Source organism: Microbacterium sp. K41, assembly GCF_004794395.1.
Lineage (GTDB): Bacteria > Actinomycetota > Actinomycetes > Actinomycetales > Microbacteriaceae > Microbacterium > Microbacterium sufflavum.
The window spans coordinates 1-5,260 of sequence record NZ_SSDO01000206.1 but is presented as its reverse complement, the minus strand read 5'-3'; the positions used below and the strand labels follow the sequence as shown (position 1 = coordinate 5,260).

7 protein-coding genes and 2 pseudogenes are annotated in these 5,260 nt (G+C 70.6%); 4 read left to right on the top strand and 5 right to left on the bottom strand.

From position 1 onward, the window contains the following. The 4 genes and pseudogenes from DW309_RS05365 to DW309_RS19965 form a co-directional block, all read left to right on the top strand. A pseudogene (locus DW309_RS05365) lies at positions 1-192 on the top strand (single-stranded DNA-binding protein); the annotation flags it as partial. A gap of 59 nt (positions 193-251) precedes the next feature. Beyond that, positions 252-506, top strand: coding sequence for a 30S ribosomal protein S18 (rpsR, locus tag DW309_RS05360; protein ID WP_017203799.1), 255 nt, complete (start codon positions 252-254; stop codon positions 504-506). A gap of 11 nt (positions 507-517) precedes the next feature. Next, a complete protein-coding gene (gene rplI, locus DW309_RS05355; RefSeq protein WP_136033871.1) occupies positions 518-970 on the top strand; it encodes a 50S ribosomal protein L9 in 453 nt (150 codons plus the stop codon). Positions 971-1,099: 129 nt separating this feature from the next. Further along, positions 1,100-1,705: pseudogene (locus DW309_RS19965) on the top strand (GntR family transcriptional regulator); the annotation flags it as partial. Here DW309_RS19965 and kynU read toward each other — a convergent pair. The 5 genes from kynU to DW309_RS05325 form a co-directional block, all read right to left on the bottom strand. Further along, a complete protein-coding gene (gene kynU / locus DW309_RS05345; protein WP_240753128.1) occupies positions 1,629-3,062 on the bottom strand; it encodes a kynureninase in 1,434 nt (477 codons plus the stop codon). The pseudogene DW309_RS19965 and the gene kynU sit on opposite strands and share 77 nt — an antisense overlap. A 26-nt stretch (positions 3,063-3,088) precedes the next feature. Beyond that, positions 3,089-4,081 (bottom strand): amidohydrolase family protein, encoded by a 993-nt coding sequence (locus tag DW309_RS05340; protein WP_136044781.1) that lies wholly within the window; start codon positions 4,079-4,081, stop codon positions 3,089-3,091. Between the two features lie 7 nt (positions 4,082-4,088). Further along, positions 4,089-4,613, bottom strand: coding sequence for a 3-hydroxyanthranilate 3,4-dioxygenase (locus DW309_RS05335; RefSeq protein WP_136033880.1), 525 nt, complete (start codon positions 4,611-4,613; stop codon positions 4,089-4,091). Continuing rightward, positions 4,610-5,062 carry a RidA family protein gene (locus tag DW309_RS05330; RefSeq protein WP_136033882.1) on the bottom strand — a complete coding sequence of 151 codons (453 nt, stop codon included), beginning with the start codon at positions 5,060-5,062 and terminating at the stop codon, positions 4,610-4,612. The genes DW309_RS05335 and DW309_RS05330 overlap by 4 nt, the downstream gene beginning before the upstream one ends. After that, on the bottom strand, positions 5,059-5,260 hold a 202-nt coding region (locus tag DW309_RS05325; RefSeq protein WP_205812640.1), incomplete at its 5' end, for a hypothetical protein. The genes DW309_RS05325 and DW309_RS05330, both read right to left, overlap by 4 nt.

Sequence of the window (5,260 nt, the reverse complement as noted above, 5' to 3'; positions counted from 1 at the left end):
GACGAGATCGGCCCCTCGCTGCGGTACGCGACCGCGCAGGTCACCCGTGCGGCCTCGAGCGGTGGCGGTGGCGGGCAGTCCCGTCCGCAGCAGCAGCAGGTGTCGGAGGAGCCGTGGTCCACGCCCGGCTCGTCGACCAGCGCCGACGCCTGGAGCACTCCGGGCAGCTTCGGCGACGACACCCCGTTCTGATCAATTCTCCGGATGCGCGCGAGGGCGCAGCGTCCGATCATCATCACTAAGGAAGAGCAATGGCTGGAAAGTCGAGCGGCGACCGCCGCAAGCCGCGGAAGGGCGCGAAGAACGCCGCCCCCGCGAAGTCCATCCGGGTCGGTGTCATCGATTACAAGGATGTCGCCACCCTCCGCAAGTTCGTCTCGGAGCGCGGCAAGATCCGCGCCCGTCGCATCACCGGTGTGTCGGTGCAGGAGCAGCGTCTGATCGCCACGGCGATCAAGAACGCCCGCGAGATGGCGCTCCTGCCCTACGCTGGCGCCGGCCGGTAAGGGGTACTGAGATGGCAAAGCTGATTCTCACGAACGAGGTCGCCGGGCTGGGTAGCGCCGGTGACGTGGTCGAGGTCAAGAACGGGTACGCCCGCAACTACCTCATCCCGCAGGGTTTCGCGACCGCGTGGACGCGCGGTGGCGAGAAGCAGGTCGCGTCGATCCAGGCCGCACGCCAGGCGCGTGCGATCCACGACCGCGACGAGGCCGTGGCCCTGAAGAACTCGCTGGAGGCCGCCAAGGTGCGCCTCGCGGTCAAGGCCGGCAAGGAGGGTCGTCTCTTCGGCTCGGTCAAGACCGCCGACGTGGCCGACGCGGTCGAGGCCGCCGGTCTCGGTGCGATCGACAAGCGCAAGGTGCACATCACGTCGCCCATCAAGGCGACCGGTGAGCACGAGGCGACCGTGCGTCTGCACGAGGACGTCACCGCGGTCATCACGCTGCAGGTCGTCGCCGCCAAGTAAGGCACGTCTGTCGAACGCCCTCCGTCCTCCGGGACGGGGGGCGTTCGTCGTTCTTCGGCCACGACGCGTTCGGTGATCTTGGATCCAGAATGCAGAGTTTGAGGGCTTCGATCCGATAGCCTCTGACCCATGGTGAAGTCAGGGGACGCGGCCGCGTCTGCGAAGGATCGCGCCGATGCGCTGCAGAAGCTCGCCCAGCGACACGGGGCCGGGTATCGGTCGGTCGGCGCGATGGCGTACGACATCATCCGCGACGCGATACTCGATGGCACGCTCCCGCCCGGAATGAAACTGCGCCAGGAGACCCTCGCCGAATCGATCGGCATCTCCCGCCTCCCGATCCGCTCCGCCCTCATCCAGCTCGAGGCCGACGGGCTCGTGGTGTTCCACGCCCGCCGCGGCGCGATGGTGCGGGCGCTGTCCACGGAGGAGGCCGGGGAGGTCTACCACCTGCGCATGCTGCTCGAGAAGGAGGCGCTGCGCCTGGCGATGGCGGAGATCACGCCCGAACGGGTCGAGCGCCTGCGGGAGCTCGCGAAGACCGCCGACGACATCTCCGAGGGCGGCGAGTTCGTCGAGGCGCGCACCGAGTTCTACGCCACCCTGTACGACGCGCAGGCCCGCCCGCTGCTGTGGGAGATGATCGAGCAGCTGCGGCTCAAGCTCGGGCGATACGTGCTGGGGTGGCGGCTGGGACCCGCGGGCTCGCACGACCACTCGCACACCGAGCTCGTCGACGTGGTCGCGGCCGGCGACGCGAAGAAGGCGCTGGGCGTGCTGGAGGCCCACCTGACCCAGGTGCGCGACGGCGTGATCGCCCTGCTCGACGACGCGGCCGCGGAGGGCGCGGACAACTCCTGACGCGGCGCAGCACGTCGACCGCATCCCACACGTCGGCGTAGGAGGTGTAGAGCGGGGTGAACCCGAAGCGGATGAGGTCGGGCGCCCGGAAGTCGCCGATCACCCCGCGCTCGATGAGGGCCTGCATCACCGCATAGCCGTCGTCGTGGCGCAGCGACACCTGGCTGCCGCGGCGGGACGACTCGCGCGGTGTGACCGACACGATGCCCCAGCGCTCTGCGAGCCGCGCGTCCACGAGCGACAGGAACAGCTCGGTCAGCCGCAGGCTCTTCTCGCGCAGCAGCTCCAGGTCGACGTCGTCCCAGATGTCGAGGCTCGCCTCCAGTCCCGCGACCGACAGCAGCTGCGGTGTGCCGACGCGGAACCGCTCGATGCCGGGCGCCGGGGCGTAGTCCACCGTGAAGTCGAACGGACGAGCGTGGCCGTGCCAGCCGGTGAGCGCGGGCCGGGCGGCGGCGTGATGGCGGGACGCGGCCCACAGGAACGAGGGTGACCCCGGGCCGCCGTTGAGGTACTTGTAGGTGCAGCCCACCGCGAAGTCGGCCCCGGCGGCGTTCAGGTCGATCGGCAGCGCCCCGGCGCTGTGGCACAGGTCCCACACCACCAGCGCCCCGGCGGCCTGCACGCGGCGCGTGACCTCGGCCAGATCGTGCAGCCGACCGGTGCGGTAGTCGACCTGGGTGAGCACGACCACCGCCACGTGGTCGTCGAGCACGTCGTCGAGCGTGGGGCCGTCGTCGGCGATCAGCCGCCGTTCCAGGGGTTCGCCGCCGCCGAGCAGCTCCTGCACGGCCTCCAGCATGTACAGATCGGTGGGGAAGTTGCCGCGCTCGGCGACGATCACGCGCCGCCCCGGCCGCATGCGCACCGCCGCGACCACGGCCTGGAAGAGGCTCGCCGACGTGGAGTCGCCGAGCACGACCTCGCCCTCCGCGGCGCCGATCAGCGGGGCGATCCGGTCGCCGACCGTACGCGGCTTCGCGAACCAGCCCGCGTCGTTCCAGCAGCGGATGAGCCCGGTGCCCCACTCCTCGGTGATCACGCGCTGCACGTGCGCCGGGGTGTGCCGGGGGAGCGCGCCGAGGGAGTTGCCGTCGAGATAGATCACGCCCTCCGGCAGCACGAAGCGGTCGCGGAACGACCCGAGCGGATCGGAGGCGTCGAGCGCCTCGCAGGTGGCGCGGTCGAGGGCGGGGCGGGTCGTGGCGCTGGGCGGGGTCGTGGTGCTCATGGGGCGGGTCCGTTCGGGTCGTGCGGTCAGCGGCCGAGGAAGCGCAGGGCGTTGTCGCGGAGGATGGCGGTCTTCTCGGCGTCGTCGAGGAAGGCGGAGCGGTGGACGACGTCGCCGACCGGTCGCTCGCCCAGGGGATACGGATAGTCGCTGCCGACCATCACCTGCGAGGCGCCGAGCATGTCGACGAGCAGGCGCAGTGCGGCCGGGTCGAACACGACGCTGTCGACACTGAACCGGTCGAGGTAGGCGGAGGGCGGCTGTGCGCTCACGCCGATCACGTCGGGCCGCTGCCGCCACGCGTTCTCGAAGCGGCCGAGCCAGAACGCGAACGAGCCGCCACCGTGCGCGAACGCGAGCCGCAGCGACGGCGGCACGCGGTCGAACACTCCGCCGAGGATCAGCGCGATGATCGACAGGTGCGTCTCGGCGGGCATGCCCGTGAGCCAGCGGGCCATCCAGCGATCGAGTCGCGGCGAGCCGGCCATGTCCCACGGATGCACGAACACGGGGATCCCGCGCTCGGCGCAGTGCTGGAGGAACGTGACGATGCCGGCGTCGTCGAGGTCGCGGTCACCGACGTGGTTGCCGATCTCGACGCCGGCGTGACCGGAGGCGATCGCGCGGTCGGCCTCGACGCACGCGGCATCCGGATCCTGCAGCGGCACCTGCGCGAACGGGATGAGCCGATCGGGTGCGGGGGCGCAGATCTCCAGCGCCAGGTCGTTGAAGAGGCGCGCGACCTTCACCGCCTCGTCTCCCGACTTGTCATAGGAGAAGAACAGCGGAGTGGGGGAGACCACCTGCATCTCCACCCCGTCGGCGTCCATGTCGGCCAGGCGCACCTCGGCATCCCAGCAGTCGTCGCCGATGCGACGGAACTCGGACTCGCCGAGCATGATCATCGCCTCGCGCTCGGAGTCCACGCGCAGGGTCGGCCAGAGCCCCGGCCCGACCTGCGTGGACAGGTCGGGCCAGGCGCTCGGCACGAAGTGCGTGTGGACGTCGATCGTGCCCAACGCCGCGTCAGCCCTTGCCGGGATGGACGGTGCCGCACTCGGGGCAGGTGCGCCCCTCCTCGCTGTCGTAGAACTCGCGGAACACCGGCGGCAGGTCCTCCACGATGTCGCGCACCTGCAGCTCGACCTCGTGCACCTTGGTGTTGCAGTTCGGGCAGAACCACGCGAACTTCTCCAGCGTGCCCTCCTCGCGGATGCGCTCGATCACGATGCCGATCGACCCCTCCTCGGGGCGCTGCGGGGAGTGGAACACGTTGCCGGGCAGCAGCCACATCTCGCCCTCGCGGATGTCGATGCGCTGCGGGCCGTCCTCCGTCTGGATGTTCACGTGCATGTTGCCGCGGTACTGGTAGAACCACTCCTCGTACGGATCGAAGTGGAAGTCGGTGCGCTGGTTGGGGCCGCCGACGACCTGCACGATGAAGTCGCCCATCGGCGTCCACGCGGCCTTGTTGTTGACCGGCGGCTTCAGGAGGTGCTCGTTCTCCGTGATCCAGGCGGCGAAGTCGATGACGGGTGGGATGGTGCTCATTTCTCCTCCTCGAGAGTGGCAGGGGTGGTGCGGTCGGGGCGCCTCGCGATCGCCTGGATCTCGAGGCGCAGGTGCGGATGCGGCAGGGCGTGCACGGCGACCGTGGTGCGGGCCGGGCCCTGCTCGTCGAAGTACTCGGCCCAGACGGCGTTGTAGGGGGCGAAGTCGTTCATGTCGACCAGGAACGTCGTGGCCTGCACGAGGTCGTCGAGGTCGCAGCCCGCGGCGGCCAGCACCGCGCGGATGTTCTCGATCACGGCGCGGGTCTGCACCGCGACGTCGAGCCGGGTCGCCCCGAACTCGTCGACCTCGGCGCCCGCGATCGTGTTGTCGGGGCGGCGGCTGGAGGTGCCCGACACGAACACGAGGTCGCCGCTGAGCTTGGCGTGCGGGAAGCGTCCGCGCGGGGTGGCCTTGCCCTCCACGAGGATGCCGCGGGACTCGGTCATGATGCTCCCTTCGGGCCGGACGACGCGGAACCGTCGTCCGTGCGGATCGTGACGCCGCCCAGACCGGTGACCGTCGCCTCGACCACACCGCGGTCGGGCAGGGGAACAGCGGCGGTCGCGGCCCCGGCGAGGAGCACCATGCCCGCCCGCAGCACGAAGCCGTGGCGGGCGCCGAGTCGAGCGGCCGCGAGGATGGCG

Excerpts from the sequence above, each read along its gene's own strand:
- rpsR (WP_017203799.1), top strand. The coding sequence starts at position 252 with ATGGCTGGAAAGTCGAGCGGCGACCGCCGCAAGCCGCGGAAGGGCGCG.
- rplI (WP_136033871.1), top strand. The coding sequence starts at position 518 with ATGGCAAAGCTGATTCTCACGAACGAGGTCGCCGGGCTGGGTAGCGCC.
- kynU (WP_240753128.1), bottom strand. The coding sequence starts at position 3,062 with ATGAGCACCACGACCCCGCCCAGCGCCACGACCCGCCCCGCCCTCGAC.
- DW309_RS05335 (WP_136033880.1), bottom strand. The coding sequence starts at position 4,613 with ATGAGCACCATCCCACCCGTCATCGACTTCGCCGCCTGGATCACGGAG.
- DW309_RS05330 (WP_136033882.1), bottom strand. The coding sequence starts at position 5,062 with ATGACCGAGTCCCGCGGCATCCTCGTGGAGGGCAAGGCCACCCCGCGC.